Consider the following 25,890-nt stretch of genomic DNA (forward strand, 5'->3'; position numbering starts at 1 on the left):
ATGGCCGCCGCGCTCGAACGACCCAGCCTCACGGCGCTCGGCCAGCCGGGCGCGCGAAGCCGCGACAAGCTCGCGCGCATTCCGGTGCGCGTCGAGCCCTCGACCGGCGCGGCGTTACCGAAGCCGCCGTGGCTGCGCGCGCGGCCGATGATGAGCGCGGCGGTCGCCGACATGGCGGCCGTGCTGCGCGACCATCGGCTGCATTCCGTCTGCGAGGAGGCGATGTGCCCGAACATCGGCGAATGCTTCGCACAGCGCACCGCGACCTTCATGATCATGGGCGGGTTGTGCACGCGGCGCTGCCCGTTCTGCGACGTCGCGCACGGCCGTCCCGAGCCGCTCGATCCCGACGAGCCGGCGCGGCTGGCCGATGCGGCCGCGGCGCTCGGGCTGCGCTACGTCGTGATCACGTCGGTCGACCGCGACGACCTGCGCGACGGCGGCGCCGCGCATTTCGCCGCGTGTATCGCGGCGGTGCGCGCGAGCGTGCCGGGCATCGGCGTCGAAGTGCTGACGCCGGACTTCCGAGGCCGCGTGGCCCGCGCGCTGGAGGCGCTATCGACGGCGTGGCCCGACGTGTTCAACCACAACATCGAGACGGTGCCGTCACTGTATCGCGCAGCGCGGCCGGGCGCAGACTATCGCGGCTCGCTCGAACTGCTCGCGCAGGCGAAGCGGGCGAGGCCGGGGCTGGTGACGAAATCGGGGTTGATGCTCGGGCTGGGCGAGTGCGACGACGAAGTGCGCGACACGCTGCGCGACCTGCGTGCGCATGACGTCGACGTGCTGACGCTCGGCCAGTATCTCGCGCCGTCCGCGCACCACCTGCCGGTGCGGCGCTACGTGAGCCCGGACGCATTCGCCGCATGGCGCGACGACGCGCTATTGCTCGGTTTCAGGGAAGTCGTCGCCGGCCCGCTCGTGCGGTCGTCGTATCACGCGGCCGACGTGCTGGAGGAGACGTAACGGTCGGCGCGTCAGGCGGATGTGGACGCGGCAGCATGCGCGCGACTGACGCGGCGCAGATACAGCACGAGCCCGGCACCCGCGAGCACCAGGCTGATCGTGTTCGCAAACCAGAAGCCGCGCGCGCCGGTCAGCCACGCGGGTGCGATGCCGCCCACGTCGAAGCCGAGCGCGTAGCCGCCGCTGAGCCCGACGCCCCACAGCGCGACCGCATAGATCACGGTCGGCACGACCGCGACCTTGTAGGCGCGCAGCACGAACGCCGACGTGACCTGCACCGCGTCGAAGACGTGGTAGCACGCGACGATCGCGACGAGGGGCATCGCGGCCGCGGCGACGGCCGGGTTCGGCGTATAGCCGCCGATGATCAGCGGGCGCAGCACGAACACGAGCAGGCCGTAGGTCGCGGCGATGCCGCACGCGAAGATCACGCTGTGCCGGCCGAGCAGCCGGGCTTCCTCGGGCCGTCCGGCGCCGAGCGCGCGCGCGACCAGCGTCGATGCCGCCACGCCGATCGACAGCGGTGTCATGTACAGCACCGCGCCAATGTTGCCGGCGATCTGGTGGCCGGCGAGCGTCGTCGTGCCGAACTGCGCGATGAACAGCGCCATGCACGTGTACGACGTGACCTCGATCAGGTACGACAGGCCCATCGGTACGCCGAGTTTCAGGATCGCCTTCTGGCGCGCCCAGACCGGCCAGCAGAAGCGCGAGAAGATCGCGAGCGGCGCGAACACGTCGAGCTTCGCGAGCAGCGTGTAGCCGATCAGCGCGAGCGCCCAGTTGATCAGCGTGCTGGCAAGCCCGCAGCCCGGGCCGCCGAGCGCCGGCACGCCGAACCCGCCGAAGATGAACCACACGTTGAGCGGAAACTTGAGCAGCAGCGCGCCGATCTGCAGGATCATCGCGAGGCGCGGCTTGCCGGCCGCGTTGGTCAGCGCGTTGTAGATGCGGAAGACGAGGCTGGCGGGCAGTCCGTACGACAGGATGCGCAGGTAGTCGACGGTGCGGTCGTGCAGCGCGGCGGGCGTGTGCGCGACGCGCAGCAGCGGCTCGGGAAAATGCAGCAGGAGAAAGCCGGGCACCGCGAGCAGCAGCGCCAGCCACAGCGCCTGCCGCACTTCCTCGCCGATCTCGGCATAGCGCCGCGCGCCGTACAGTTGCCCGGTGATCGGCTGCAGCGCGGACAGGATGCCCGTCAGGCCGATATAGATCGATATGTAGATCGACGAGCCGAGCCCGAGCGCGGCCAGATCGACGGCCGAGTAGCGCCCGACCATTGCGGTGTCGATCACGCCGAAGGCGATGATCGCAAGCTGGCCGACGAGCACCGGCCATGCGAGACCGACGATCCGGCGGATGTCGCCGAACATCGTCAGTCGGCCGGCTGACGGCGCGGCGGACGGCGCTTGACGGGTGTCTTCGGCCGTTCGATGCGTTCGTACAGGCGGAAGCGCTCGTCGCGGTCGGCGGCGCGGCGGCCTTCCCACACGAGACGCCACACGTATTGCGACATCGAGCTCGGCTCGCCGAAGTCCGAGCGATCCTGGCGCAGGATCACGTCGCAGTCGCCGGAGAAATCGAACCGCATGTTGCCGAAATACGCGAAGGTCGCGATTTGCGCATCACCGAGCCGCACGGGCGAGATGCACTCGTAGTCGGACGGCAGGTGCACGGCGATCTGCTGCGCGACATCGCGATAGGTCCGGCCGTAGTTGACGATCGGCAGCCACAGCGTCATCAGCAGCACCCACATCAGCGTGGTGCCCGCACCCGACAGCACGACGCTGCGCCACAGGACCTTCGGCTGCCGCGAGATGCGCCAGCGCACCAGGAAGCACCAGCACACGGTGGCGATCACCGCGCAGACGAACGACAGGATCTTGAAGTGCGGCTCGTAGCCGGGCACGAGGCGGGCGAGGTTGCGCGCGAGCGGATGCGGGAAGCCCGTGAGCGATGCCAGCCACACGAGCCACACGAAGGTGCCGAGGATCGTGAAGCTCAGCACCGCGAACCAGTCGATCGCGTTGATCGCGCCGCGCTTGAGGGTCGGCAGCGCGAACGTCGCGAGCACCGCGAGCGGCGGCAGCAGCAGCATGTACATGCGGTTCGACTGCTGGCTCTGCAGGATCACGAGCGCGACGAGCGGCACGGCGACCGCCAGCGGAATCGCGATGTGCGCACGGCGGCGCATGCCGGCCCAGCTCCACCACGCCCAGATCGCGAGCGGCCAGGCCGGCCACGTGAACAGCGGCAGGTTCTTCGCCGCATAGCCGAGCACCGCGGTCGGCGGGCCCGAAAAGCGCATCAGGCTGCCGTGGATCCACTGGTTGAAGAACCATGCGGCATCGTCCGGCGCCGCGACGAACGCGGCCAGCGGCCACAGCGCGAAGATCGCGGCCGCGAGCGGCACGCCGACGAGCGGCAGGCGCAGGTTGCGCATTTCGGGCGTGACGAGCCACAGCACGGCCGTACCGGCGAGCAGGGCGACGACCAGCACCGGGTTGCCGGACAGCGCGACCAGGCCGATCGCGACGCCCCACCACAGCGCGCCTTGCATCGGCTTGTCGATGCCGCGCACGATCCCGTAGACGAGCATCGCGATCCACGCAAACTGCGCGACCTGCGGCGTCGTTTCGTGCCCGCGCTCCGCGAGGCCGAAGCAGGCGACGAGCACCAGCAGCGCGCCGTCGGCGAGCGTGCGGCCGTAGTCGCGCGGCTCGGGTTCGCCGCCGAATGCGTATTTGAACGGCTGGACCTCGGCACGCCGGCCGAGCAGGTAGGCCGCGTACCAGACGAATGCGCACGCGACGCAGAACAGTATGCCGGTATCGACACGCGACGCGTTGCTCGCGTCGACCCACGGGCCGAGGCCGCGGATCGACAGCGCGCCGAGCCAATAGCCGAGCGGCCCGTCGGTCGTGATGAACTTGCCGACCAGGTTCGGCAGCAGCCAGTCGTGCCAGCCGCCCTTGGCCATCGTCCACATCACGCCGAAGCCCGCCGCGTCCTCGTTCTTCCACGGGTCGCGGCCGAACAGGCCGAACGCCGCGTAGACGAAGCAGAGCGTGAGCAGCAGCCAGCGCGGCAGCGCGCGCGTGGCGGAGGCGGTGAGACGGACGACAGGCTTCATGCAGATGAGCGATTTGTTATGGGCGGGCGGCCGGCGCGGATGCGCGCGGTCGAGCCGGTTTCGAGCATCCGGCATTGTAGACGCGCCCGCTGTTACGCGTCAGGTCGATGCCCGGGCGACGGCTGGCGCCTGCCGGGCGAGCAGAGACAAAAAAGGGCAGCCTGGGCTGCCCTTTTGTGCGACACCGGTGCGTTGCGACCACCGGATGCAGTGCGAAGCTTACTTCGCCTTGCCGCTGGCGCGAACGCCGAACTTGTTCTTGAACTTCTCGACACGGCCTGCCGTGTCCATGATCTTTTGCTGACCCGTGTAGAACGAGTGCGATTCCGACGACACTTCGATCTTGGCGAGCGGGTAGGTCTTGCCGTCGAGTTCGATGTTTTCGCGCGTCTGGATCGTCGAGCGCGTGATGAACTTGAAGCCGTTCGACATGTCTTGGAAGACGACTTCGCGGTAGTTCGGGTGGATGCCTTCTTTCATGGTCTTTCCTTGGTGAGAGCGGTAGCCAACCCGCCGCTTGCCGTGCCCGAGTGCGCAGATTGCGCAAACCAGACGACGCCAAGCCCGGCGCGAGCCACTTGCCTAAGGTCGAAAAACGGCGATTATGCCAGAAAATCAGATGGTTGACGAATAATTTTCACGGTGCGTCGAGCGCGCCGGTGCCGGCCGGATCCTGCCGGTAGTAGCGCGCGAGCAGCCGGTACAGCTCCGGAAATTCGGACTCGAACGCTTTCGGCCGCACGAACAGCGCTTCGCTGCATACCGCGAAGAATTCCGACGGGTGGTCGGCCGCATACGGATCGATCAGCGAATCCCGCTCGAAGCGCGCCCACGCGCGGTCCGGCACCGCGTCGACGCGTGCGCAGAACTGGTCGTATGCGTGCTCGAACACGTCGGCCCAGGCCTGTGCATCGAGGTGCGGCGCGTGCCAGCGGCGAAATAGGGGCGGATAGCCGTCGGCCGCGCCGTTGAGCATGTCGATCTTGTGCGCGAACTCGTGGATCACGACGTTGTACGCGTCGTGGCCGTCCGTCATCTGCGCGTCTTCCCAGGACAGGATCACGGGGCCGCCTTCCCAGGCCTCGCCGCTCGCGTCCTGCTCGACTTCGTGGACGACACCGTCCTCGTCCTGCACGGTCTTGCGGATCACGAATTCGCCCGGATACACGACGACGCCGACCCAGCCGTCGTACAGCGACAGGTCGAGATTCAGCACGGGCAGGCAGGCCTGCGCGGCGATCGCGACGATCATCGCGTCGGTCAGCTCGAGCCCGTGCGCGGTCGAGAACGATTTCTTCGCGACGAACAGGCTCGTCAGTTCGCGCAGCCGGCCGAGCGCGTCGGGCGACAGCGCGGCGAGGAACGGCAGGCGCTGGACGGTGTCCTGCCACAGCGCGTCGGGAATCGGGTGGCTGCGCAGCGCGCGGTCGCGGCGGCGGTCGTCGAACCAGCGGGTCAGTTTCGAGAGCATGAAGGCGGCTCGCGGAAATCCAAAGCCTGTCTTTTAACTCAATCGATCTCTTTTTGCCATGCCGCGAAGAGGCCGCCGACGAGTGCCACGCCCGCCAGGAAGTAAAAGCCGTCGAGCGACGCGAGGAACGACGCCTGTTGCGCGACCATGCGCGCGATCGACGCGATCGCGAGACCGTGCGCCTCGTTCAGCGCGTGGCCGGCGGCCGCGTAGCTGCGCGTCAGCGCGTCGACGGTCTGCTGGAAGATCGGATCGAACACGTTCGCGCGCTCGACGAGCCGCGTCTGGTGCACGGCCACGCGGTGCTGCTCGACGATGATCACCGACGACGTCGCGAACGAGATCGTCAGTTGCCGCACGATGTTCTTCAGCCGGTAGCCGTGCGTATATTCGTCGATCGCGAAGATCCGGAACGTCAGGTTGGCCACCGGCAGCACGATGAAGAGCAGCAGCAGCCCGCGCAGCAGCAGCGGGACGATCAGCGCGGCTTCGCCGACCTGCGGCGTCATTCGCGTCATCCACAGCGCGGCCGTGACGGCGATCGCGAAGCCCGGCACGACGAACCACTTCTTGTGCGTGACGAATTTCGCGTATCGCAGGTACGCGAACAGCGCAGTGGCCGAAATCAGCGACATCGTGCCCACCAGCCGCCCGGCGTTCTCGACGGGATAGCCGAGCCCGCTTTCGAGAAACCGTGACGTCAGGTAACTGAAGCCCGTCGACTCGTAGTAATAGAACATGTAGAGCAGCAGCCCGACCTGGAACGTCCGCTCGCGGAACGCATGCAGGCGCACGAGCGGCGTCGGGTGGTTCCACTGGTGATACGCGAACCACGCAAGCGCGCCGATTCCCGCGATCGTCAGCAGGATCAGCGTCGGCGAGCCGCTGTAGAGCTGGTAGTGCACCTGCTGCAGCACGATCTGCAGCGCGCCTTGCGCGAGCGCGAACACGACATACGGCCAGAAGTGTCCGGAGCCGCGTTCGTCGTCGGGTGTCCGGCCCGAATCGGGCAGCGTGAGCAGCGCGAGGATCGCGAACGCGATGCCGGCCGGCGCCGAGCACGCGAACAGCGCGCGCCACGTCGAATGGGCGACGAGCAGGCCGCCGACGATCGGCGCGAGCGCGCTGCCGAGCAGGATCATGATCAGGAACGCGCGCGTCGCGGGCGGCCGTTCCTGCGGCTTGAAACTGATCTGGATCAGGATCCGGCACGCGCCCATCATCGGGCCGATGAAATAGCCCTGGAAGCCGCGCGCGAACGCGAGTTCGAGCGACGTGTCGGCGAGCGCGGCCGCGATCGCGCCGAACGAGAACATCAGCATGCAGCCGGCGACGTAGCGGCGGTGGCCGAGCCGGTCGACCCACCATTGCTGCTGCAGGATGCCGAGCACGGCCGTGACTGCGTAGGCGCTCGACGACCACACGAGTTCGTCGGGCGATGCGTTGATGCCGCCCGCGATGTAGCTCGCGAAGAACGAGAAGATCGCGTTGTCGAAATAGTCGATGCCGGTCACGAGTGCGAGCGCCCACGGGAACAGGTCCGCGCGCAGGTTCGCGCGGCTCCACAGCGGCGGGCGACCGGGCATCGCACTCATTCTCGCGCCTTGCGCGTGCGCCGTGTGCCGGCTTCGGCCTGCCGCTGCGCGATCAGCGCGTCGGCGTTTTCGCCGGCAAGACGCCGATCGACGTAGTCGATGTCGTGCTGCAGTTCCTTGCGCAGCGCGACGGCTTCCTTCAGTTCGCGCTGGACGGCCGCGATCCGCCGGTCGAGCGTGTCGATCTGCCCGGCAAGGCCGGTACGGATGTCGCGCAGCGACGCGTCCGAATAGCGGCGCCGGCCGTCGCCCGTTTCTTCCAGCGGGCGCTTCAGCATTTCGGTGATGCCGTGCAGCGAGAAGCCGAGCGCGCGCAGCCGCAGGATGCGCGCGAAGCGCTCGAGATCGGCTTCGTCGTAGAGGCGGTAGCGGCCTTCGCTGCGCGACGGCGTGACGAGCCCGCGCTCTTCGTAATACTTCAGCGTGCGAGGCGTGACGCCGAGCCGCGACGCGGCATCGCTCACGGTCAGCAGCGGAGGGGAGGCGTCGTTCGGCATCGGGAGGCGGGAGATTCGGTGAGGGCGGTGATCGCAATTATAGATCAACCTGTACGTTCACGTTCAGGTTGGCGCCGAAAAACGGCCGCCGGGCAGGATGCGCGGGCGGCCGTTTTCGAGTGCGGGGCGGGGGTGATCAGCCGCCGCGGCGCATCAGGTCGAAGAACTCGGAGTTGCTCTTCGTCTGGCGGATCTTGTCGAGCAGGAATTCCATTGCCTCGACTTCGTCCATGTCGTGGATGAACTTGCGCAGCACCCAGATCTTTTGAAGGATCTCGGGCTTGATCAGCATTTCTTCGCGGCGCGTGCCCGACTTGTTCAGGTTGATCGACGGATACACGCGCTTTTCCGCGAGACGGCGCTCGAGGTGCACTTCCATGTTGCCGGTGCCCTTGAACTCTTCGTAGATCACGTCGTCCATGCGGCTGCCGGTTTCGATCAGCGCGGTGCCGATGATCGTCAGCGAACCGCCTTCCTCGATGTTACGCGCTGCGCCGAAGAAGCGCTTCGGACGCTGCAGTGCGTTCGCGTCGACACCGCCCGTCAGCACCTTGCCCGATGCCGGGATCACGGTGTTGTACGCGCGTGCGAGACGCGTGATCGAGTCGAGCAGAATCACGACGTCGTGCTTCATTTCGACGAGGCGCTTGGCCTTCTCGATCACCATTTCGGCGACCTGAACGTGACGCGTGGCCGGTTCGTCGAACGTCGAAGCGATCACTTCGCCGGCGACCGAGCGCTGCATTTCGGTCACTTCTTCAGGGCGCTCGTCGATCAGCAGCACGAACAGGATCACGTCCGGGTGGTTCTGCTTGATCGCGTGTGCGATGTGCTGGAGCATCACGGTCTTGCCCGACTTCGGCGACGCGACGAGCAGGCCGCGCTGGCCCTTGCCGATCGGCGCGATCATGTCGATGATGCGGCCCGTGACGTTTTCCTCGCCGCGCATTTCGCGTTCGAGCGACAGCGGCTTGTTCGGGTGCAGCGGCGTGAGGTTCTCGAACATGATCTTGTGTTTCGAGGCCTCGGGCGGCTGCCCGTTGACTTTGTCGACCTTCACCAGCGCGAAGTAGCGCTCGCCGTCCTTCGGCGTGCGGACTTCACCTTCGATGGTGTCGCCGGTGTGCAGGTTGAAGCGGCGGATCTGCGACGGGCTGATGTAGATGTCGTCGGTGCTCGCGAGGTACGACATTTCCGGCGAGCGCAGGAAGCCGAAGCCGTCCGGCAGCACTTCGAGCGTACCGTCGCCGAAGATCGTCTCTCCCGTCTTGGCGCGCTTTTTAAGAATGGCAAACATCAACTCCTGCTTGCGCAGGCGGTTCGCGTTTTCGATCTCCAGGCCATTGGCCATTTCGATCAGTTCGGAGACGTGCAGAGACTTGAGCTCGGATAAATGCATACGGAGAACCCGCCAGGGAGGAGACGACGAAAGAAATAAAGGGAGGAGGGCGAGCGGAAGCGCTCAGAGACTTAAATGCGTCTTGTAGACGTTTTTTAATTCTAGCATAGGCCGATTCGCGCTTGAGCGAGCGATCGGCGGCTTGTCGACGGACGTGTTGCCGGTTGACAACACGTCCGTGGAACTGCCTGTATTACAGGTGGCTGTCCAGGAATGCGGTGAGCTGCGACTTCGACAGCGCGCCGACCTTCTGCGCAGCGGCTGCGCCGTTCTTGAACAGGATCAGCGTCGGGATGCCGCGCACGCCGAACTTGGCGGGCGTTGCCTGGTTGTCGTCGACGTTGATCTTCGCGATCTGCAGCTTGTCGCCGTAGTCCTTCGCGACTTCGTCGAGGATCGGGGCGATCATCTTGCACGGGCCGCACCATTCGGCCCAGAAATCGACGAGCACGGGCTTGTCGGACTTGACGACGTCCTGTTCGAACGATGCGTCGCTGATGTGTTTGATCTGTTCGCTCATTGGGTCAATACCTCTTACGGTTCGGGGACTGCCTGCTTGCGCGTTGCGGCGTACCGGCCGCCGTTGGCTGCCGGCCGCTGCGGCAGGTCACTCCGCTCTCCGGAAAGGAGGCGTGTAAGCGCTGCATGCCGCGGCTCGCGGGTCGTTCGGGCGTCATATTAGCCTAAATTGCTATCTGCTGCGGGCGGCGATAGTAGCCGCTACGCGAGTAGGGGTACGACGCGACGTTCGACCGTTGTATCCGGCAGATGGAGGTCGGCCGGCAAATTGCAAGGGGTAGCGGGCACGCATGCGATTCGTGCGGCACGCGTGCAATACCGGCCTGCGCCGGTTTGTCCGGCCAAATTCGCATTGGGGCGAACAAACGGTCGCATTCGTCCGGAAGCGGTGATAGAATATGCCGTGACGGGCCTCCTCGCATGGTGGGGCGGTGAACCTGGTCAGGTCGGGAACGAAGCAGCCACAATCGTTTTCCGCCAGTGCCGAGGGTTGGGCTCGTCACCTTCCTTCTCGCCCCATTCGCCGGGCGTTTTTTATTTCTGCGTTCCACTCCGTTTTGCCTGCGCGTTGCCTGTCTTCCGCACCGTTTCGCGTGTCGGCGCGACGCAGCGTTACTGATACAATTTCCCGATGACCTATCAAGTTCTCGCACGCAAGTGGCGTCCGAAGGATTTCGCTTCGCTCGTCGGCCAGGAGCACGTCGTCAGGGCGCTCACGCACGCGCTCGACGGCGGGCGTCTCCATCACGCCTATCTGTTTACCGGAACCCGCGGTGTCGGCAAGACGACGCTGTCGCGGATCTTCGCCAAGGCACTCAATTGTGAAACCGGCGTCACGTCGCAGCCGTGCGGCGTGTGCCGTGCCTGTCGCGAGATCGACGAAGGACGTTTCGTCGATTACGTCGAGATGGACGCGGCAAGCAACCGCGGCGTCGACGAAATGGCCGCGCTGCTCGAGCGCGCGGTGTACGCGCCCGTCGATGCGCGCTTCAAGGTCTACATGATCGACGAAGTGCACATGCTGACGAATCACGCGTTCAACGCGATGCTGAAGACGCTCGAAGAGCCGCCGCCGCACGTCAAGTTCATCCTCGCGACGACCGACCCGCAGAAAATCCCCGTCACCGTGCTGTCGCGCTGCCTGCAGTTCAACCTGAAGCAGATGCCGGCCGGGCACATCGTGTCGCATCTCGAGCGGATTCTCGGCGAAGAGCAGATCACGTTCGAGTCGCAAGCATTGCGCCTGCTCGCGCGTGCCGCGCAGGGCAGCATGCGCGACGCGCTGTCGCTCACCGACCAGGCGATCGCCTATTCGGCGAACGAGGTAACCGAGTCGGCCGTGTCGGGCATGCTCGGCGCGCTCGATCAAACTTACATGGTGCGTCTGCTCGACGCGCTTGCCGCAGGCAGCGGCCCGGAAATCCTGGCGATTGCCGACGAGATGTCGCTGCGCAGCCTGTCGTTCTCGACCGCGTTGCAGGATCTTGCGAGCCTGTTACACCGGATCGCATGGGCGCAGTTTGCGCCGGGCTCGGTGCTCGACGAATGGCCCGAAGCGGGCGACCTGCGCCGCTTCGCCGAGACGCTGAGCCCCGAGCAGGTCCAGTTGTTCTATCAGATCGCGACGGTCGGTCGCGCCGAGCTCGGCCTGGCGCCGGACGAGTACGCCGGTTTCACGATGACGTTGCTGCGGATGCTCGCGTTCGAGCCGGCGGTTGCTGCCGGCAGTGCGCCGGGTGGCCAGCCGTCCGTGCCGCGTGCGGTGCCGGGCCCGCGCGTTGCGGCGGCATCGGCCGCTGCGGCGAAGCCGGTATCGGCTGCACCGGCCGAAACCGCGCGGCCGCAGGCGGCTGCCGCACCGGCTACGCCCGCGGCAGCGCCGGTTGTGCGTGCGGCGCCGGCGCAGCCTGGTAACGAAACAGAGCGGCCGGCCGTGAAGCCGGTTGACGTCCAGGCATCCGCGCCGGCCTCGATTGACGCGCCAGTCATCGAAACCCAGCCGCAGCCGGCCGCAGCCCCGCAAGCAGAGCCGGCCGGCGATAGTCCGGCACCCGTCCGCAAGGAACCCGAGCCGCCCGCTGCCGCTGCGCAGCGAAGCGACGAGCCGGCTGTGCCGGCCGAACCGGCGCCGCGCGCTGCGCCGCCCGAGCCCGCCGCCCGTCCGTCGGCGCGCTTGGGAGGTGCCGCCGCCGCGCTCGACGTGCTGCGCAATGCAGGGATGCGGGTATCGTCCGATCGCGGGCGCGCAGGCGCCGCGGCGAAACCGGCAGCCCAGCCGGCCGCCGAGAAGCCGGCCGCACCGCGTCCCGCCGCCGTACAGGTGCCGACGCCGCGCGCTGCCGCTCGTGCGCCGCAGGCAGCCGATTCGCGCCAGGCCTCGCCGCCGTGGGAGGACATCCCGCCCGACGACTACGTGCCGCTCAGCGCCGACGAGATGTTCGGCGGCCCGCCCGACGATGGCTTCGTGCCGGTATTCGACAGCGGCCCGGACGATGTGCGCATGACGCCGAAGCCGGCGGAAACGCGTCCGTCCGCACCGGTCGACACGCGTCCGTTGCCGCCCGCGATCGCGCTCGATCCGGTCGGCTTCGACGGCGAATGGCCGGCGCTGGCCGCGCGGCTGCCCCTCAAGGGCGTGGCGTACCAGCTCGCATTCAACAGCGAACTGACGGCCGTCGATGCGACGACGTTGAAACTTTCCGTGCCGGTGCCGCAATACGCGGACGCCGCGCAGGTGGCGAAGCTGAAGGCCGCGCTGGCCGATGCGCTTGGCAAGGCCGTCGAGGTGGCCGTCGAAGTCGGGCCTGCGCGGCGCACGGCGGCAGCACTCGATGCGGCCGCACGCGCGGCGCGCCAGCGTGAGGCCGAGCAGGAGATTCACGGCGATCCGTTCGTCCAGCAACTCGTGCGCGACTTCGGCGCGCGCATCGTCGAGGGTTCGGTGCGTCCGCTCGCCGATGCGGCGCCGGACGGCCCGCCGCCGACGCTGCATTGAACTGACCGCCCCGCGACAGGCACAATCACGCCCACACATTGACCGGCACGCGCCGCGTGCCGGTTTTCACACGATCAAGAAGGAGTATTCCCATGTTGAAAGGCAACCTCGCCGGTCTGATGAAGCAAGCGCAGCAAATGCAGGAAAACATGAAGAAGATGCAGGAGCAGCTTGCGCTGATCGAAGTCGAAGGACAGTCGGGCGCCGGCCTCGTCAAGGTGACGATGACGTGCCGCAACGAAGTGCGTCGCGTGTCGATCGACCCGAGCCTGCTCGCGGATGACAAGGACATGCTCGAGGATCTCGTCGCGGCTGCGTTCAACGACGCCGTGCGCAAGGCCGAAGCGACGTCGCAGGAAAAGATGAGCGGCATGACGTCGGGCCTGCCGCTGCCCCCGGGCTTCAAGCTGCCGTTCTGAGCGCGGCGTCCGTGCCACTTTTTGCCGCCGTATGAAACAGCCGTCCGCCCTGTCCGCTCTCGTCGAAGCGCTGCGCGTGCTGCCCGGCGTCGGGCCGAAATCCGCCCAGCGCATGGCGGTCCACCTGATGCAGCACGATCGGGAGGGCGCGGAGCGGCTCGGCCGGTCGCTGCTGTTCGCGACCGAGCACCTGCAACACTGCGAGAAGTGCAACACGTTCACCGAAGCGCAGATCTGCGAGGTCTGCAGCGACGAAGAGCGTGATCCGACGCTGCTGTGCGTCGTCGAGACGCCTGCCGACCAGATCATGCTCGAGCAGACGATGACTTACCGCGGGCTGTATTTCGTGCTGATGGGGCGGCTGAGCCCGCTCGACGGGATCGGCCCGAAGGAAATCCATTTCGACCGCCTCGTGCGGCGCGCGTCCGATGGTGTCGTCAAGGAAGTCGTGCTCGCGACCAACTTCACGAACGAAGGCGAAGCCACCGCGCACTACCTCGGCCAGACGCTGAAGGCACGCGGCCTCGCGGTCACGCGCCTCGCGCGCGGCGTGCCGGTGGGCGGCGAGCTCGAATACGTCGACGCGGGCACCATCGCCCGCGCGATGCTCGACCGTCGCACGATGTAAGCCTGGCGCCGCCGGCCGGCGGCGCCGTTCCTCATGCCAGGGAGACACATGAGCACCAGCCAGGGCCCGCTCGCGGGCGTCAAAGTGCTCGAATTCGGAACGCTGATCGCGGGGCCGTTCGCGTCGCGGCTGTTCGCCGAATTCGGCGCGGAAGTGATCAAGATCGAGGATCCGAACGGTGGCGACCCGCTGCGCAAGTGGCGCAAGCTCCATCCGGAGCAGGGTGGCACGTCGCTGTGGTGGTCCGTCCAGGCGCGCAACAAGAAATCGGTCACGCTCAACCTGAAGGCCGACGCCGGCAAGGCGATCGCGCGGCAACTCGCGCGCGAGGCCGACATCGTGATCGAGAACTTCCGCCCGGGGCTGCTCGAGAAGCTCGGGCTCGGTTACGACGTGCTGTCGGCCGAGAATCCGGGCCTCGTGATGGTGCGCCTGTCCGGCTACGGGCAGACGGGCCCGTACCGCGACCGGCCGGGCTTCGGCGCGATCGCCGAATCGATGGGCGGGCTGCGCCACATCACCGGGTATCCAGACCTGCCGCCGCCGCGCATCGGCATCTCGATCGGCGATTCGATCGCCGCGCTGCACGGCGTGATCGGCGCACTGATGGCGCTGCATCATCGCAAGGTCAACGGCGGTGCGGGGCAGGTGGTCGACGTTGCGCTGTATGAAGCCGTCTTCAACATGATGGAAAGCGTGGTGCCCGAATACGGCGTGTACGGGATGGTGCGCGAGCGCACCGGTGCGTCGCTGCCGGGCATCGTGCCGTCGAATACGTATGCGTGCCGCGACGGCAGCATCGTGATCGGCGGCAACAGCGATCCGATCTTCAAGCGGCTGATGAAGGCGATCGAGCGCGACGACCTCGCCGACGATCCCGCGCTCGCGCAAAACGACGGGCGCGTGCCGCGCACGCAGGAGATCGACGACGCGATTGCGGCCTGGCTTGCGCCGCGCACGATCGACGAAGCACTCGTCGTGCTCAACGCGGCCGACGTGCCGGCGGGGCGGATCTACAGCGCCGCCGACATGTTCACCGATCCGCAGTTCGTTGCGCGGCAGATGATCCAGCGCTTCAAGCTGGCCGACGGCACCGACATTCCGCTGCCGAACATCACGCCGAAGCTGTCGGACACGCCGGGCGAAACGCGCTGGCTCGGACCCGAACTCGGCGAGCATACGGACGAGGTGCTGCGCGGCCTCGGCTACGACGCGCAGGCGATTGCCGCACTGCGCGACGCCGGCGCGATTTGACGAGCGCCCCGGGGCCTGTCGCTTCGCGCCAGGTTCCACGAAGGATGTATCGCCCAAGGCTCCCCGGGTGGCGGAAAACCCGGAGCGGACCGGCGTTTTCCTGAGCGCACGGAACGCCGCCGCGCAACGCGGCGGCGCAGCGCGGACGGTTGCTCGCAACCGTCCATCCGCAGTCGCCGGACTGTCGCTCTCGCGCCATCTTTCCTCGGTTACAATCGCCGGATGCGAATCCTACTCAGCAACGACGACGGCTATCTCGCCCCCGGTCTCGCCGCGCTCAGCGACGCGCTGCAGCCGCTGGCCGAACTCACGGTGATCGCGCCCGAGCAGAACTGCAGCGGCGCGTCGAATTCCCTCACGTTGTCGCGGCCGCTGTCGGTGCACCGCGCGGCGAGTACGGGTTTCTTCTACGTGAACGGCACGCCGACCGATTCGGTGCACGTCGCGTTGACGGGGATGGCCGACGCCAGGCCGGATCTCGTCGTTTCCGGGATCAACAACGGCCAGAACATGGGCGAAGACACGCTCTATTCGGGGACAGTTGCGGCCGCCACCGAAGGCATCATGTTCGGCGTGCCGGCCATTGCGTTCTCGCTGGCCGACAAGGGCTGGGCCCATCTGGCGGACGCCGCGCGCGTCGCCGCGGAAATCGTCGAGCACTACCTCGCGCATCCGCTGCCGGGCCAGCCGTTGCTGAACGTCAATATTCCGAACCTGCCGTACGACGAACTGAAAGGCTGGAAGGTCACGCGCCTCGGCAAGCGTCATCCGTCCCAGCCGGTCATTCGCCAGACCGACCCGCGTGGCGAACCGATCTACTGGATCGGCGCGGCGGGCGAAGCGCTGGACGCCAGCGACGGCACCGATTTTCACGCAGTGGCAAACGGTTTCGTGTCGATCACGCCGCTGCAGCTGGACCTCACGCATACGCAGATGCTGCCCGCGACGCGCGAATGGGCGCGCGCCGGAGGGCGGGCTTCATGAGCGGCGAGCGCGCGAAGCGGTTCCCGCTCGCGCTCGAAGATCTCAAGCGAGCGCCACGCAAGTCGGAAGGTCGGGCCGGCGAACGCCATGCGGCGGTCGCGGTATCGAAGGCCGTCGACAAGCCCGCGGCCGTGCTGAAACCGGTCGCGGTGAAGCCTGCTGCGGCGCGAATGGCATTGCCCGGCGCCGCCGCTGCGAAGCCTGCGACCGCGCCGAAGCCGACCGCGCTGAAGCCCGCGATGCCGAAGCCGGCCGCGCCGAGCGTCGCACCGGCCGGCGCGTTTGCGCTCACGTCGGAACGTGTGCGCGAACGGATGGTCGAACGGCTGCGCGCGAACGGCGTGACCGACGCGCGTGTGCTGGAAGCAATGGCCGCGGTGCCGCGACACATGTTCGTGGATCCGGGGCTCGCGACGCAGGCCTACGAGGATTCGGCGTTGCCGATCGGCCACCAGCAGACTATTTCAAAGCCGTCGGTCGTCGCGCGCATGATCGAGCTCGCGATGGCCGGCCGCACGCTCGAGCGCGTCCTCGAGATCGGTACGGGCTGCGGCTATCAGGCCGCCGTGCTGAGCCACGTGGCACGCGACGTGTATTCGATTGAACGCATCAAGCCGCTCTACGAGCGCGCAAAGCTGAACCTGCGGCCGCTGCGCGTGCCGAACATCCGTCTGCACTACGGCGACGGGCGTGTCGGCCTGCCGTCCGCGGCCCCGTTCGACGCGATCGTGATCGCGGCGGCGGGGCTCGACGTGCCGCAGGCGCTGCTCGAGCAGCTCGCGATCGGCGGGCGGCTCGTCGCGCCGGTCGGCGCGCAGAGCGGGCAGCACCAGGTGCTCACGCTCGTCGAGCGCGTCGCGCACGCGCAATGGAGAGAGTCACGGCTTGATCGCGTTTTCTTTGTCCCTTTAAAATCCGGAGTAATTTGAAACCGATGAGTATGTTGCGCGCGATGCAAAACAACCGTTCCAGGGAACCGCTCACGCTCGCCCAGCGCGCGATCTGTGTAGCCGCGTTCTCCACGCTTCTGGCCGCCTGTGCGACGCGGCTCGACAACGCGCCCGTCGTCGATCGCTCCGGTTCGCTCGGCACGACCGGCACCGCGCAGCCTGCGGCACCGCTCCCTCCGGCGCCCCCGGGTTACTACCGGGTGAAGCCGGGCGATACGCTGTACCGGATCGCACTCGAAAACGGGCAGAACTATCGCGACATCGCCGCGTGGAACAACCTGGCAAACCCGAATCAGATTGAAGTCGACCAGCTGCTGCGTGTTTCGCCGCAGGCCGGTGCCGCCGTTGCGGGCACGCAGGTCGCCGCGCCGATCGCGGGCGCCGCCGTTGCGACCGCGCCGCTCAGCAGCGGCCCGGCAACGCCGGCCGCCGGCACGTCGTCCTCGGTTGCGCCGCCGCCTGCCGCGGCAGCCGCATCGAGCGATACGGCTGCCGCGCCGAGCGGCCCCGTGACGTTCGCGTGGCCCGCGCGCGGTCCCGTCTTGAACGGTTTCGACGACGCGAAGAACAAGGGTGTCAATATCGGCGGGTCGGCCGGCGAGACCGTGAAGGCGGCGGCCGACGGCCGCGTCGTCTACTCCGGCAATGGTCTGCGCGGCTACGGCAACCTCATTATCATCAAGCACGATGCAACTTACCTCACGGCGTATGCACACAATCGCGCTTTGATGGTAAAAGAGGGGGACGCGGTAACGAAGGGGCAGAAGATCGCCGAGATGGGGAACAGCGATTCCGACCGCGTGATGCTGCATTTCGAGGTTCGCCGGCAGGGTAAACCTGTCGATCCGCTGAAGTATTTGCCGCCTCAATAACCGAGACGACCATGCCGAAATCGAAGCGCCACGAGCCGCAAGCCGAGTCTGAGAAGATCAGTCGTGCCACGCAAGCATCGGTGGGGCGAGCGGGTGCTTCGACGGACGATGAGGACGATATCGCGGACAACGAACGCGATATCGAGGCGCGTGATGCCGAGGCGGAGGGTGGCGACGACGAGCGCGAAGGCCGCTCGGAAGCGGCGCCCGACGTCGACGATTTCCGCACGATGCTGCAGGCCGAACTCACGGCCGACACGATCCAGCATTACCTGAACCGCATCAGCGTGAAGCCGCTGCTGACCGTCGAGGAAGAGCAGCGCTATTCCCGCCTGGCGAAGGCCGGCGAATTCGAGGCGCGGCAGGTGATGATCGAGCGCAACCTGCGTCTCGTCGTCAGCATCGCGAAGGGGTATCTGAATCGTGGCGTGCCGCTGCTCGACCTGATCGAGGAAGGCAACCTCGGCCTGATGCATGCAATCGAAAAATTCGACCCGACGCGCGGCTTTCGTTTTTCGACCTACGCGACGTGGTGGATCCGGCAAAGCATCGAGCGGGCGATCATGAACCAGGCACGCACGGTGCGCCTGCCCGTACACGTGATCCGCGAACTGAACCAGGTGCTGCGCGCGAAGCGCCACCTCGAAAAGAATTCGATGTCGACGGGCGAAGCGGCCGAGCGCCGTGAAGCCAGCATCGACGACATCGCCTATCTCACCGGCAAGACCGCCGAGGAAGTCACCGATATCCTCGCGCTCAACGAGCACACGGCATCGCTCGACGCGCCGCTCGACCTCGATCCCGCGAGCAGCCTGCTCGACCTGCTGCCCGACGACCAGAGCCAGTCGCCCGACGCCGAGGTGCAGCACCGCGAGCTCGAGACGCTGACGCGCGCATGGCTGTCGCGGCTGTCCGACAAGCATCGACACGTGATCGAGCGCCGCTTCGGCCTGAACCACATCGAACCGGCGACGCTCGAGGAGCTGGCCGACGAGATGGGGCTCACGCGCGAGCGCGTGCGGCAGATCCAGCAGGAAGCGCTGGTGCGCCTCAAGCGGTTTTTCGCCTCCAACGGCGTGCGCAAGGACGCCGTTCTGTAACTGATGACTCCGATTCTTGTTTTTGACATCGAGACGATTCCCGATGTCGACGGCATTCGCCGTCTGGAAGACCTGCCCGCGACGCTCGACGATGCCGCGGTGGCCGAACATGCATTCGCCGCCCGCCGCGAGAAGACCGGCGGCGATTTCCTGCCGCACCACCTGCAGCGCATCGCGGCGATTTCATGTGTGTTCCGCGACAACAACGGGTTTCGCGTGCGCTCGCTCGGCACGCCGCAGGACAACGAAGCGACGCTGATCCAGTCGTTCTACCGCGTGATCGAGAAATACACGCCGCAGCTCGTGTCGTGGAACGGCGGCGGCTTCGATCTGCCGGTGCTCCATTACCGCGCGCTCGTGCACGGCATCCCCGCGAGCCGCTACTGGGATCTCGGCGAGGACGACCGCGATTTCAAATGGAACAACTACATCTCGCGCTACCACTCGCGGCATACCGACCTGATGGATGTGCTCGCGATGTATCAGGCGCGCGCGAATGCGCCGCTCGACGCGCTCGCGAAGATGTGCGGCTTTCCGGGCAAGCTCGGGATGGACGGCAGCCAGGTGTGGCCGGCGTTCCAGGCCGGTCGGATCGAGGAAATCCGCAACTATTGCGAAACCGACGTCGTCAATACCTACCTGCTGTACTGCCGGTTCCAGTTGATGCGCGGCGGCCTGACGCCGAGCGAGTATGCAGACGAGATCCTGCTCGTGAAGAACTCGCTTGCGCAGGAGCCTGCGTCACACTGGGCCGAATACCTGGCCGGCTTCGACGCGTAGCGCGGGAAAGGGTGCGGCAGCCGGTGCAATCAGGCGAGTTCGAGCAGCACCGGTTGGTGATCCGACGCGCGCACGTCGCCGTCAATCTCGCAGCGCGTGACCCGCGGCAGTAGCGTATCGGTCACGAACACGAAGTCGCACGCGAGCGGCCCTTCCGACCACTGCACCGTATCGTAGACACCCGCCGTCGGCGGTGGCGTGCGGCCCGGGTGCCGTGCGACCCATGCGTCGACGAAGCGCGGCGCGTCTGCGATCGGCTCCAGGAATCGCCAATAGGCCTCGCTGCCGAACGCGCTGTTGAAATCGCCGCAGACAATCGCATCGCACGGCTGGCCGGTCGCGCTGAACGGCCCCTCGACGGTTTCGGCAGGTGCCGGTCGTGCGGCATGCGCGCAGGCCTCGCGGTGCCGGTCGCGTAGTGCGTCGACCTGAGCGAGCCGCTGGCGCGCCGAATAATATTCCAGGTGCGTCGTGACCACCCGAAGTGGGCCGAAGGGCGCCTGCAACTCGATGTCGAGCGCGACGCGCGGCATCGACGGCGCGCCGGCGTCGGCCGGCCACGGCAGCAACTGGCGGAGCACGCGCCCGACCGGCAGTCGCGTCGCGATCGCATTGCCGAACTGGCGGCGCGGTGCACCCGGCTCGATGGCCGGCAGGTCGGCGCCAATCGCTTCGACGATCGTATGGCCGGGCAGCAGCGCCGCGAGTTCGGCGAACTGGTCGGCGCCGGGCCGGCCGGGCAGTGCACCGAAGCCGCGCGTGATCTCCTGCAGGCACAGCACGTCGAAGTCGCCGAGCTGGCGGATCGCCGCGACGGTGCGTGAAAGATCGACGACGCCGTTCGCGTCCCGACCCCATTGGATGTTCCAGTCGATCAGTCGCATGGCCAAATCTCCTGTCGGGCGGATTTCGGGCCGAGCCGCGCTCCCGGGGCGTACCGCGCCGCGGGTGCTCGCGGCCCGCCTGTCTGGCTGTTCCGGCGCCATGCCGGGCCGTCTATGCTTAAGTATCGACGCTTGCCTCATGCAAAGCGGGCGATGCGGGCCTTCGTCGTCTACAATCTCGCCTTCTTCAACGTTTGTCAGGAAAAGCTGGTGTCCGAAGCCGTCCCCACTTCTGCGCGCAAATCAAGAAATGCGCCCGTCGCGCCCGGAATCGCCCCGGTTCTCGAGATCGAATCGCTCGACATGGAAGCGCGCGGTGTCGGCCGCACGATCACCGAGGACGGCGAGCCGGGCAAGGTCATCTTCGTCGAGGGTGCGCTGCCGGGCGAACGCGTGACCTATTCGAGCTTCCGTCGCAAGCCGAGCTACGAGCAGGCGACGGTTGTCGACATTCTGCGCCCGAGCGTGATGCGCACGAAGCCGAAATGCGCGTTCTTCGGCACCTGCGGCGGCTGCTCGATGCAGCACCTCGACATGCGCGCACAGGTGGCGGTCAAGCAGCGTGTGCTCGAAGACAACCTGTGGCACCTGGCGAAGCTGCGCGCGGAAACGATGTTCGCGCCGATCCACGGCCCGTCGTGGGGTTATCGCTACCGCGCACGCCTGACCGTGCGCAACGTCGCGAAGAAGGGCGGCGTGCTGGTCGGGTTCCACGAGAAAAAGAGCAGCTACGTCGCCGACATGACGAGCTGCGAAGTGCTGCCGCCGCACGTGTCGGCGATGCTCGTGCCGCTGCGCCGTCTCGTCGAGGGGCTGTCGATCCGCGATCGGATGCCGCAGATCGAGCTCGCGGTCGGCTCGGAAGTCACGGCGCTCGTGCTGCGCGTGCTGGAGCCGATCAACGCGGCCGACGAAGCGTTGCTGCGCGCGTTCGCGGATGAGCACAAGGTGCAGTTCTGGCTGCAGCCGAAGGGCCCCGATACGGTGACGCCGTTCTATCCGCTCGACGTGTCGCTCGACTACACGCTGCCGGAATTCGGCATCCGCATGCCGTTCAAGCCGACCGACTTCACGCAGGTCAACCATCAGATCAACCGCGTGCTGGTGGGGCGCGCGTTGCGCCTGCTCGCGCCATCGCGCGACGACCGCGTGCTCGACCTGTTCTGCGGGATCGGCAACTTCACGCTGCCGCTCGCGCGGCTGTCGCGCGAGGTGATGGGCATCGAGGGTAGCGACACGCTGACGACGCGTGCGCTGGCGAACGCGCGCGAGAACGGTGTCGACGGCCACACGACGTTCGCGTGCCGTAACCTGTTCGAAGTGACGGGCGATGACATCCGCGCGCTCGGCGCGTTCGACAAGTACCTGATCGACCCGCCGCGTGAAGGCGCGCTCGCGGTGTCGAAGGCGCTGGCCGAGATCGCGCAGAGCGGTGAAGGCCCGTTGCCGAAGCGCATCGTCTACGTGTCGTGCAACCCGTCGACGCTGGCGCGCGACGCGGGCCTGCTCGTGCACGAGGCCGGCTACCGCCTGAAGGGCGCCGGTGTCGTGAACATGTTCCCGAATACGTCGCACGTCGAATCGATCGCGCTGTTCGAGCGCGACTGATCCTGAGCGGCGGACGAAAAAAACCGGCCCGCGGGCCGGTTTTTTCATCGCGTGCAGCGAACGTCAGTTGCGGTTGCCGCCGAAGATGCCGAGCAGCGCGAGCAGGTTCGTGAACACGTTGTACAGGTCGAGGTAGATCGCGAGCGTTGCCGAGATGTAGTTCGTCTCGCCGCCGTTCACGACGCGCTGGACGTCGAACAGCATGTAGGCGGAGAAGATCGCGATCGCGAGCACCGACACGGTGAGCATCAGCGCCGGGAGTTGCAGGAAGATGTTCGCGACCGATGCGAGCAGGATCACGATCACGCCCATGAACAGCCACTTGCCGAGCCCCGAGAAATCGCGCTTGCTGACGGTGGCGATCGTCGCCATCGCGGCGAAGATGATGCCGGTGCCGCCGAACGCGAGCATGATCAGCGACGGGCCGTTCGAGAAGCCGAGGATGAAGCTCAGCAGCCGCGACAGCATCAGGCCCATGAAGAACGTGAAGCCGAGCAGCACGAACACGCCGGCCGAGCTGTTTTTGGTCCGCTCGATCGCGAACATGAAGCCGAACGCGATCGCGAAGAACGCGAGCAGGCTCATCATCGGGCTCGTGGCCGCGAACAGCGAGAAGCCCGTCGCGACGCCGACCCAGGCACCCAGCACGGTCGGTACCATCGACAGCGCGAGCAGCCAGTACGTGTTCCGCAGCACGCGGTTGCGAACCTCGGCGGTGCTGACGGAACCGCCGCGGCCGAAATTGTACGGATAGTCGTTCATGGTTTCTCCTAACATTGAACGCATGGGCGTCCGGGGCCGGTTCGGCGCGCGCGGTGTGCGGCGCAGCAAACCGGAGCAGCTATGGCTAAGATACGTTCCGTGCCGGGAGGTTTCAATGGCCTGGCGGCACAAAACATTTGGATTCTGAACCTTTCATGCGTGTAAGGGTTCAATCGCAATGATACACGGGATCGTGCTACAATAGCGGATTCATTTGAACCTGTAACTTCTTAATTTTTTGGAGTTTTTATGGCAATCGAGCGCACCCTGTCGATCATCAAGCCGGATGCGGTGGCAAAGAACGTGATCGGCCAGATCTACAGCCGTTTCGAAGGCGCCGGCCTGAAGATCGTCGCATCGCGCATGGCACACCTGTCGCGTGCTGACGCAGAGAAGTTCTACGCGGTTCACGCAGCGCGTCCGTTCTTCAAGGACCTCGTCGATTTCATGATCTCGGGCCCGGTGATGATCCAGGTTCTGGAAGGTGAAGGCGCGATCCTGAAGAACCGCGACCTGATGGGCGCAACGGATCCGAAGAAGGCAGAAGCGGGCACGATCCGCGCCGACTTCGCCGACAGCATCGACGCGAACGCCGTTCACGGCTCGGACGCTGCAGAAACGGCAGCGGTCGAAGTCGCGTTCTTCTTCCCGGAAATGAACGTTTACTCGCGCTAAGCCCTGGCTGGCAGCAAGTAGGCAGGATTCAGCGCACGCGGCAAGGCAGCACATCATGACGAGCGAAACTTCCGTCAATCTTCTCGACTTCGATGCCGAGGGTCTTGTCGCGTACTGCGGCAGCCTCGGCGAGAAGCCGTTCCGCGCCAAGCAGTTGCAGCGCTGGATCCACCAGTACAACGCTGGCGACTTCGACGGCATGACCGATCTCGCGAAGTCCTTGAGAGAGAAACTCAAGGGCCGCGCGTCGATCGTCATGCCCGAGATCGCCAGCGATCACGTTTCCACCGACGGCACGCGCAAGTGGCTGATCGACGTCGGAAACGGCAATGCGGTCGAAACCGTGTTCATCCCGGAAGAGACGCGCGGCACGCTGTGCGTGTCGTCGCAGGCCGGGTGTGCGGTCAACTGCCGCTTCTGTTCGACGGGCAAGCAGGGCTTTTCCCGCAACCTGTCGACAGCTGAAATCATCGGCCAGCTCCGGATGGCCGAATTTGCATTGCGAGCGTCCCTGGGCCGTGCGCCCGGCCCGAACGGCAAGGCCGAGCGGGTCGTCACCAACGTGGTGATGATGGGCATGGGCGAGCCGCTGCTGAATTACAGCGCGGTCGTGCCGGCAATGCGGCTGATGCTCGACGACAACGCGTACGGCCTGTCGCGCCGCCGCGTCACGCTGTCGACCTCCGGCGTGGTGCCGATGATGGACCGCCTCGGCGCCGAGCTGCCGGTTGCGCTGGCCGTTTCGCTGCACGCGCCGAACGATGCGCTGCGCGACGAGCTGGTGCCGCTCAACAAGAAGTACCCGCTGCGCGAGCTGATGGCGGCTTGCCAGCGTTATCTGAAAGTCGCACCGCGCGACTTCATTACTTTCGAATACTGCATGCTGGACGGCGTCAACGACACCGAAGCGCATGCACGCGAACTGCTGGCCGTCACACGCGACGTGCCGTGCAAGTTCAATCTGATCCCGTTCAATCCGTTTCCGGAATCGGGCCTCATCCGCTCGAAGCCGGAGCAGATCAAGCGCTTTGCACAGGTCCTCATCGACGCGGGTGTCGTCACGACCGTGCGCAAGACGCGCGGCGACGACATCGATGCCGCGTGCGGCCAGTTGGCCGGCGCAGTGAAGGATCGGACGCGCCTCGCGGAACGAACGGGCGCAGCAGGGAAAATCATCGAAGTTCGGGCGATTTGACAGGGACGCCCGGCCGGGGATGCCGGGATCTTTGAGCGGGACAACACGCGAATAGCGATCGGTCGCGGCGCCTCGGCGTCGCGCATGGTATGGACAGTTGCGGGTGCCGGCCGGCGGGAACCGGCGGCGGCCGCCAGTGAAGAAGAATCGACGCGAGGACAAGGATGAGTGAGCCGCAGCCGTCTAACGGCGCAGAGACGAATGGCGCGAAGCCGGCACCGGCAGGGTTGGAATCGCTTGCGGCGGTCGGCAGCCGACTGGCGCAGCTTCGGGAGACGAGGGGTTGGACTGTCGACGACGTGTCGGCGCGACTCAAGGTCGCACCGCAGAAGCTCCGGGCGCTCGAGGCCGGTGACATCAGCCATTTGCCCGGCGTGACGTTCGCGCTCGGTGTCGTCCGCAGCTACGCGAAGATGCTCGGCGTCGATCCGGAACCGTTCGCGCAGGCATTGCGCCGTGAGCGCGGGGTGCCGGAAGTCGACCTGTCGATGCCCGCGTCGTCGGGGACCGATCTGCCGCGCGGCCGCGTGTCGATTCCGCTGGGCGGGTCGTCACGGCATCATCCGTGGCTCTGGGGCACGGGGATCGTCGTCGTCGCGGTGGTTGCCGTACTGATGTGGCACACTGGCGGCGATTCGTCGAGCCTGCTCGCACGCTTCAAGAGCGGCGACGCGGAGCATGCGTCGGCCGCGAGCGTGCCGGCGGCGGCATCGTCGTCGTCGGTCGAAGAGGCGGCCGCGAGCGGTGCGTCCGCCGTGGTTGCGAATGAGGTTCCGGCCCCGGCTGTTGCATCTGCAGCCCCGGCGCCGGCCGTGGCGTCGGCAGTTCCGGCGCCCGCGCCTGTGGCGCCGGTGGCGGCTGCATCGCAGCCCGTCGTGGCAACGACGGCGGCAAGCGCCGCCGCGCCGGCTCAGCCGGCGAGCGTCGTGGTCGCGGCCGGTCAGTCGATGATCGAGTTGAAGGTCAAGCAGGACAGCTGGTTCAGCGTGCGCGACAAGAGCGGCAAGGAGCTGTTCTCCGGGCTGGTGCACGGCGGCGAGGCGAAGCAGGTCGCCGGCGACGGTCCGTTCAAGGTCACGATCGGCAACAAGGCAGGCCTCGACGCGATCGCGTTCGACGGAAAACCTGTCGATCCGGCAAAATATTCGGCAGCGCGGGGTAATGTGGCGCGGTTCACGTTGCCCTGACGTCAAGCGCCGTGGCG

The 25,890-nt window shown here is 66.7% G+C and carries 24 protein-coding genes and 1 other RNA gene; 15 read left to right on the forward strand and 10 right to left on the reverse strand.

Going from position 1 to position 25,890, the window contains the following annotated elements:
* Positions 1-966 (forward strand): lipoyl synthase, encoded by a 966-nt coding sequence (lipA, locus tag BDI24065_RS06795; RefSeq protein WP_175030565.1) that lies wholly within the window; start codon positions 1-3, stop codon positions 964-966.
* Between the two features lie 11 nt (positions 967-977).
* On the opposite strand, the gene BDI24065_RS06800 is transcribed toward lipA, so the two are convergent.
* From BDI24065_RS06800 to trxA, 8 genes are all read right to left on the reverse strand, one after another.
* On the reverse strand, positions 978-2,339 hold the full coding sequence (locus BDI24065_RS06800; RefSeq protein WP_175030566.1) for an MATE family efflux transporter: 1,362 nt from the start codon (positions 2,337-2,339) through the stop codon (positions 978-980).
* A 2-nt stretch (positions 2,340-2,341) separates the two neighbouring features.
* Entirely contained in the window at positions 2,342-4,174 is a 1,833-nt protein-coding gene (locus BDI24065_RS06805) for an ArnT family glycosyltransferase (RefSeq protein WP_175030567.1), read from the reverse strand.
* Positions 4,175-4,318: 144 nt separating this feature from the next.
* Complete coding sequence (locus tag BDI24065_RS06810; RefSeq protein ID WP_006753671.1) at positions 4,319-4,579, reverse strand: type B 50S ribosomal protein L31; 261 nt, start codon at positions 4,577-4,579, stop codon at positions 4,319-4,321.
* Between the two features lie 157 nt (positions 4,580-4,736).
* On the reverse strand, positions 4,737-5,570 hold the full coding sequence (locus BDI24065_RS06815; RefSeq protein WP_175030568.1) for a zinc-dependent peptidase: 834 nt from the start codon (positions 5,568-5,570) through the stop codon (positions 4,737-4,739).
* A 38-nt stretch (positions 5,571-5,608) separates the two neighbouring features.
* Complete coding sequence (locus BDI24065_RS06820) at positions 5,609-7,165, reverse strand: MFS transporter (RefSeq protein ID WP_175030569.1); 1,557 nt, start codon at positions 7,163-7,165, stop codon at positions 5,609-5,611.
* Positions 7,162-7,662, reverse strand: a complete 501-nt coding sequence (locus tag BDI24065_RS06825; protein ID WP_175030570.1) for a MerR family transcriptional regulator — start codon at positions 7,660-7,662, stop codon at positions 7,162-7,164. Before BDI24065_RS06825 ends, BDI24065_RS06820 begins: the two co-directional genes overlap by 4 nt.
* A 136-nt stretch (positions 7,663-7,798) precedes the next feature.
* Positions 7,799-9,061 carry a transcription termination factor Rho gene (rho, locus tag BDI24065_RS06830; RefSeq protein ID WP_006478662.1) on the reverse strand — a complete coding sequence of 421 codons (1,263 nt, stop codon included), beginning with the start codon at positions 9,059-9,061 and terminating at the stop codon, positions 7,799-7,801.
* A gap of 193 nt (positions 9,062-9,254) precedes the next feature.
* The gene (trxA, locus tag BDI24065_RS06835; protein WP_006402348.1) at positions 9,255-9,581 is read right to left on the reverse strand and encodes a thioredoxin TrxA; all 327 of its coding nucleotides are present in this window, start codon (positions 9,579-9,581) and stop codon (positions 9,255-9,257) included.
* A 404-nt stretch (positions 9,582-9,985) separates the two neighbouring features.
* Here trxA and ffs point away from each other — a divergent pair.
* The 10 genes from ffs to BDI24065_RS06885 all read left to right on the forward strand — a co-directional run bounded on the left by ffs (position 9,986) and on the right by BDI24065_RS06885 (position 19,562).
* Positions 9,986-10,084, forward strand: an RNA gene (ffs, locus tag BDI24065_RS06840) — signal recognition particle sRNA small type.
* 127 nt (positions 10,085-10,211) lie between these two features.
* Entirely contained in the window at positions 10,212-12,575 is a 2,364-nt protein-coding gene (locus BDI24065_RS06845; protein WP_175030571.1) for a DNA polymerase III subunit gamma/tau, read from the forward strand.
* Between the two features lie 92 nt (positions 12,576-12,667).
* The gene (locus BDI24065_RS06850) at positions 12,668-12,994 is read left to right on the forward strand and encodes a YbaB/EbfC family nucleoid-associated protein (protein WP_006482124.1); all 327 of its coding nucleotides are present in this window, start codon (positions 12,668-12,670) and stop codon (positions 12,992-12,994) included.
* A 31-nt stretch (positions 12,995-13,025) separates the two neighbouring features.
* Positions 13,026-13,622 carry a recombination mediator RecR gene (gene recR, locus BDI24065_RS06855; RefSeq protein WP_006478665.1) on the forward strand — a complete coding sequence of 199 codons (597 nt, stop codon included), beginning with the start codon at positions 13,026-13,028 and terminating at the stop codon, positions 13,620-13,622.
* A 48-nt stretch (positions 13,623-13,670) separates the two neighbouring features.
* A complete protein-coding gene (locus BDI24065_RS06860; protein WP_027787226.1) occupies positions 13,671-14,876 on the forward strand; it encodes a CaiB/BaiF CoA transferase family protein in 1,206 nt (401 codons plus the stop codon).
* Between the two features lie 222 nt (positions 14,877-15,098).
* On the forward strand, positions 15,099-15,860 hold the full coding sequence (surE, locus tag BDI24065_RS06865; RefSeq protein WP_175030572.1) for a 5'/3'-nucleotidase SurE: 762 nt from the start codon (positions 15,099-15,101) through the stop codon (positions 15,858-15,860).
* The gene (locus BDI24065_RS06870; protein WP_175030573.1) at positions 15,857-16,789 is read left to right on the forward strand and encodes a protein-L-isoaspartate(D-aspartate) O-methyltransferase; all 933 of its coding nucleotides are present in this window, start codon (positions 15,857-15,859) and stop codon (positions 16,787-16,789) included. Before surE ends, BDI24065_RS06870 begins: the two co-directional genes overlap by 4 nt.
* Before the next feature lie 5 nt (positions 16,790-16,794).
* On the forward strand, positions 16,795-17,682 hold the full coding sequence (locus tag BDI24065_RS06875) for a peptidoglycan DD-metalloendopeptidase family protein (RefSeq protein WP_122945558.1): 888 nt from the start codon (positions 16,795-16,797) through the stop codon (positions 17,680-17,682).
* Between the two features lie 11 nt (positions 17,683-17,693).
* Positions 17,694-18,782, forward strand: coding sequence for an RNA polymerase sigma factor RpoS (gene rpoS / locus BDI24065_RS06880; RefSeq protein ID WP_175030574.1), 1,089 nt, complete (start codon positions 17,694-17,696; stop codon positions 18,780-18,782).
* A 3-nt stretch (positions 18,783-18,785) separates the two neighbouring features.
* Positions 18,786-19,562, forward strand: coding sequence for a 3'-5' exonuclease (locus tag BDI24065_RS06885; RefSeq protein ID WP_039360281.1), 777 nt, complete (start codon positions 18,786-18,788; stop codon positions 19,560-19,562).
* A gap of 29 nt (positions 19,563-19,591) precedes the next feature.
* On the opposite strand, the gene BDI24065_RS06890 is transcribed toward BDI24065_RS06885, so the two are convergent.
* Positions 19,592-20,446, reverse strand: coding sequence for an endonuclease/exonuclease/phosphatase family protein (locus BDI24065_RS06890; RefSeq protein WP_175030575.1), 855 nt, complete (start codon positions 20,444-20,446; stop codon positions 19,592-19,594).
* 153 nt (positions 20,447-20,599) lie between these two features.
* On the opposite strand from BDI24065_RS06890, the gene rlmD reads away from it, so the two are divergent.
* Positions 20,600-22,054 (forward strand): 23S rRNA (uracil(1939)-C(5))-methyltransferase RlmD, encoded by a 1,455-nt coding sequence (gene rlmD, locus BDI24065_RS06895; RefSeq protein ID WP_438819999.1) that lies wholly within the window; start codon positions 20,600-20,602, stop codon positions 22,052-22,054.
* Between the two features lie 63 nt (positions 22,055-22,117).
* On the opposite strand, the gene BDI24065_RS06900 is transcribed toward rlmD, so the two are convergent.
* Positions 22,118-22,816: a Bax inhibitor-1/YccA family protein gene (locus BDI24065_RS06900; RefSeq protein ID WP_124648685.1), complete on the reverse strand. Its 699-nt coding sequence runs from the start codon at positions 22,814-22,816 to the stop codon at positions 22,118-22,120.
* 249 nt (positions 22,817-23,065) lie between these two features.
* Here BDI24065_RS06900 and ndk point away from each other — a divergent pair, with 249 nt between their 5' ends.
* From ndk to BDI24065_RS06915, 3 genes are all read left to right on the forward strand, one after another.
* Positions 23,066-23,491: a nucleoside-diphosphate kinase gene (gene ndk, locus BDI24065_RS06905; RefSeq protein ID WP_122945553.1), complete on the forward strand. Its 426-nt coding sequence runs from the start codon at positions 23,066-23,068 to the stop codon at positions 23,489-23,491.
* 55 nt (positions 23,492-23,546) lie between these two features.
* Positions 23,547-24,686: a 23S rRNA (adenine(2503)-C(2))-methyltransferase RlmN gene (gene rlmN / locus BDI24065_RS06910; RefSeq protein ID WP_027787233.1), complete on the forward strand. Its 1,140-nt coding sequence runs from the start codon at positions 23,547-23,549 to the stop codon at positions 24,684-24,686.
* A gap of 164 nt (positions 24,687-24,850) precedes the next feature.
* Positions 24,851-25,873: a helix-turn-helix domain-containing protein gene (locus tag BDI24065_RS06915; protein WP_175030577.1), complete on the forward strand. Its 1,023-nt coding sequence runs from the start codon at positions 24,851-24,853 to the stop codon at positions 25,871-25,873.
* Positions 25,874-25,890: the final 17 nt, after the last annotated feature.

Origin of the sequence: Burkholderia lata, from assembly GCF_902499025.1 — a bacterium.
GTDB lineage: Bacteria > Pseudomonadota > Gammaproteobacteria > Burkholderiales > Burkholderiaceae > Burkholderia > Burkholderia lata_C.

What these genes read in the sequence shown, in the direction of transcription:
- rpoS (WP_175030574.1), top strand. Translation starts at nt 17,694, where the DNA reads ATGCCGAAATCGAAGCGCCACGAGCCGCAAGCCGAGTCTGAGAAGATC.
- rlmN (WP_027787233.1), top strand. Translation starts at nt 23,547, where the DNA reads ATGACGAGCGAAACTTCCGTCAATCTTCTCGACTTCGATGCCGAGGGT.
- BDI24065_RS06870 (WP_175030573.1), top strand. Translation starts at nt 15,857, where the DNA reads ATGAGCGGCGAGCGCGCGAAGCGGTTCCCGCTCGCGCTCGAAGATCTC.
- BDI24065_RS06885 (WP_039360281.1), top strand. Translation starts at nt 18,786, where the DNA reads ATGACTCCGATTCTTGTTTTTGACATCGAGACGATTCCCGATGTCGAC.
- BDI24065_RS06850 (WP_006482124.1), top strand. Translation starts at nt 12,668, where the DNA reads ATGTTGAAAGGCAACCTCGCCGGTCTGATGAAGCAAGCGCAGCAAATG.
- BDI24065_RS06890 (WP_175030575.1), bottom strand. Translation starts at nt 20,446, where the DNA reads ATGCGACTGATCGACTGGAACATCCAATGGGGTCGGGACGCGAACGGC.
- BDI24065_RS06815 (WP_175030568.1), bottom strand. Translation starts at nt 5,570, where the DNA reads ATGCTCTCGAAACTGACCCGCTGGTTCGACGACCGCCGCCGCGACCGC.
- surE (WP_175030572.1), top strand. Translation starts at nt 15,099, where the DNA reads ATGCGAATCCTACTCAGCAACGACGACGGCTATCTCGCCCCCGGTCTC.
- BDI24065_RS06875 (WP_122945558.1), top strand. Translation starts at nt 16,795, where the DNA reads ATGAGTATGTTGCGCGCGATGCAAAACAACCGTTCCAGGGAACCGCTC.
- BDI24065_RS06800 (WP_175030566.1), bottom strand. Translation starts at nt 2,339, where the DNA reads ATGTTCGGCGACATCCGCCGGATCGTCGGTCTCGCATGGCCGGTGCTC.
- BDI24065_RS06810 (WP_006753671.1), bottom strand. Translation starts at nt 4,579, where the DNA reads ATGAAAGAAGGCATCCACCCGAACTACCGCGAAGTCGTCTTCCAAGAC.
- lipA (WP_175030565.1), top strand. Translation starts at nt 1, where the DNA reads ATGGCCGCCGCGCTCGAACGACCCAGCCTCACGGCGCTCGGCCAGCCG.
- rlmD (WP_438819999.1), top strand. Translation starts at nt 20,600, where the DNA reads ATGCGGGCCTTCGTCGTCTACAATCTCGCCTTCTTCAACGTTTGTCAG.
- BDI24065_RS06820 (WP_175030569.1), bottom strand. Translation starts at nt 7,165, where the DNA reads ATGAGTGCGATGCCCGGTCGCCCGCCGCTGTGGAGCCGCGCGAACCTG.
- BDI24065_RS06900 (WP_124648685.1), bottom strand. Translation starts at nt 22,816, where the DNA reads ATGAACGACTATCCGTACAATTTCGGCCGCGGCGGTTCCGTCAGCACC.
- BDI24065_RS06825 (WP_175030570.1), bottom strand. Translation starts at nt 7,662, where the DNA reads ATGCCGAACGACGCCTCCCCTCCGCTGCTGACCGTGAGCGATGCCGCG.
- BDI24065_RS06915 (WP_175030577.1), top strand. Translation starts at nt 24,851, where the DNA reads ATGAGTGAGCCGCAGCCGTCTAACGGCGCAGAGACGAATGGCGCGAAG.
- rho (WP_006478662.1), bottom strand. Translation starts at nt 9,061, where the DNA reads ATGCATTTATCCGAGCTCAAGTCTCTGCACGTCTCCGAACTGATCGAA.
- BDI24065_RS06845 (WP_175030571.1), top strand. Translation starts at nt 10,212, where the DNA reads ATGACCTATCAAGTTCTCGCACGCAAGTGGCGTCCGAAGGATTTCGCT.
- trxA (WP_006402348.1), bottom strand. Translation starts at nt 9,581, where the DNA reads ATGAGCGAACAGATCAAACACATCAGCGACGCATCGTTCGAACAGGAC.
- recR (WP_006478665.1), top strand. Translation starts at nt 13,026, where the DNA reads ATGAAACAGCCGTCCGCCCTGTCCGCTCTCGTCGAAGCGCTGCGCGTG.
- ndk (WP_122945553.1), top strand. Translation starts at nt 23,066, where the DNA reads ATGGCAATCGAGCGCACCCTGTCGATCATCAAGCCGGATGCGGTGGCA.
- BDI24065_RS06860 (WP_027787226.1), top strand. Translation starts at nt 13,671, where the DNA reads ATGAGCACCAGCCAGGGCCCGCTCGCGGGCGTCAAAGTGCTCGAATTC.
- BDI24065_RS06805 (WP_175030567.1), bottom strand. Translation starts at nt 4,174, where the DNA reads ATGCCGGATGCTCGAAACCGGCTCGACCGCGCGCATCCGCGCCGGCCG.